Consider the following 1467-nt stretch of genomic DNA (forward strand, 5'->3'; position numbering starts at 1 on the left):
CCCCGCCTAGGCGGGGTTTGTCATGTTTACCACATCAGGTCATCCGGGATGACGTAGGCGGCGTACGGGTCATCCGCATCCGGCGCTTCGACCTGGGTATTGAGCAGCACGATGCGCTGCGGGTCGCGCTCCTGGATCTTCAGCGCCGCCTCACGCGGGATCACCTCGTAGCCACCGCCATGCTGCACGATCGCCAGCGAACCGCTGCTGAGCTTGCTGCGCATCAGCGCATTGACCGACAGGCGCTTGACCTTCTTGTCGTCGACGAAGTTGTAGTAGTCCTCGGTGGTCAGCTTGGGCAGGCGCGACACTTCGATCAACTGCTTGACCTGGGCGGCGCGGGCCTTCTGCTCGGCCTTCTCCTGCTGCTGACGGTTGAGCTCCTGGTCACGCTTGGCCTTTTCAGCCATGGCGTCCTTGGCCAGGCGCTGCTGGGTGTCGTCTACCTCAACCTGGCCTTTGTGCTCCAGGCGTTTCTGTTTTTTCTGCTCTTTGCTGACCTGCTTGACCTGCTTCTGGTTGACCAGGCCGGCTTTGAGCAGTTGGTCACGAAGGGAAAGGCTCATCGGTGTTCACTCACTTATGCAACAGCTCAGCCGCAGCTGGGCAGGTTCTTTTCCTGACGTTTGGCTTCGCCCCAGAGCGCGTCCAAGTCTTCGAGGGTGCAATCTTCAATCGGACGCCCCATGTCGCGCAATGCCTGTTCGATAAATCGGAAACGTCGCTCGAACTTGCGATTGGCGCCACGCAGGGCGTTTTCCGGGTCCAGCTTGAGGTGACGGGCCAGGTTGACCGTGGCGAACAGCAGGTCGCCTACCTCGTCGGCCAGCGCCGCCGGGTCGTTGTCGGCCATGGCCTGGAGCACTTCATCGAGCTCCTCGCGCACCTTGTCCAGCACCGGCAGGGCATCGTCCCAGTCAAACCCGACCTGGGCCGCACGTTTTTGCAGTTTGGCCGCACGCGACAGCGCCGGCAAGGCTGCCGGTACATCGTCGAGCAGCGACAGTTGTTCGGGCACGCCCTTTTCGGCGCGTTCCTGGGCCTTGATCTGCTCCCAACGCTGCTTGACCTGCTCTTCGTCGAGCTTGGGCAGGTCTAGCGGTGCATACAGCTCGCCGGTGGGGAAGACGTGGGGGTGACGGCGGATCAGCTTGCGCGTGATGCTGTCGATCACCCCGGCAAACTCGAAGCGCCCTTCCTCGCGGGCCAGCTGGGCGTAGTACACCACCTGGAACAACAGGTCGCCGAGCTCGCCCTGCAGGTGCTCGAAGTCGCTGCGCTCGATGGCGTCAGCCACTTCATAGGCTTCTTCGAGGGTGTGCGGGATGATCGTGGCGTAGGTCTGCTTGAGGTCCCAGGGGCAGCCGTATTGCGGGTCGCGCAGGCGCGCCATGAGGTGGAGCAGGTCGTCTAAGGTGTACATCTTCAAGTCTCTGGATCGACAGTTACGGCCTCTTCGCTGGCAAG

The 1467-nt window shown here is 62.3% G+C and carries 2 protein-coding genes; both read right to left on the reverse strand.

Annotated features, from left to right (window positions below):
- Window positions 1-26: 26 nt before the first annotated feature.
- Complete coding sequence (locus G3436_RS25825) at window positions 27-566, reverse strand: DUF2058 domain-containing protein (protein ID WP_163951070.1); 540 nt, start codon at window positions 564-566, stop codon at window positions 27-29.
- A 26-nt stretch (window positions 567-592) separates the two neighbouring features.
- Entirely contained in the window at window positions 593-1423 is an 831-nt protein-coding gene (gene mazG / locus G3436_RS25830; RefSeq protein WP_163951072.1) for a nucleoside triphosphate pyrophosphohydrolase, read from the reverse strand.
- Window positions 1424-1467 lie beyond the last annotated feature (44 nt).

The organism is Pseudomonas brassicae (assembly GCF_010671725.1).
Taxonomy (GTDB): domain Bacteria; phylum Pseudomonadota; class Gammaproteobacteria; order Pseudomonadales; family Pseudomonadaceae; genus Aquipseudomonas; species Aquipseudomonas brassicae.

Bases quoted from the DNA above. Each gene is read 5' to 3' on its own strand.
- mazG (WP_163951072.1), bottom strand. From the start codon at position 1,423: ATGTACACCTTAGACGACCTGCTCCACCTCATGGCGCGCCTGCGCGAC.
- G3436_RS25825 (WP_163951070.1), bottom strand. From the start codon at position 566: ATGAGCCTTTCCCTTCGTGACCAACTGCTCAAAGCCGGCCTGGTCAAC.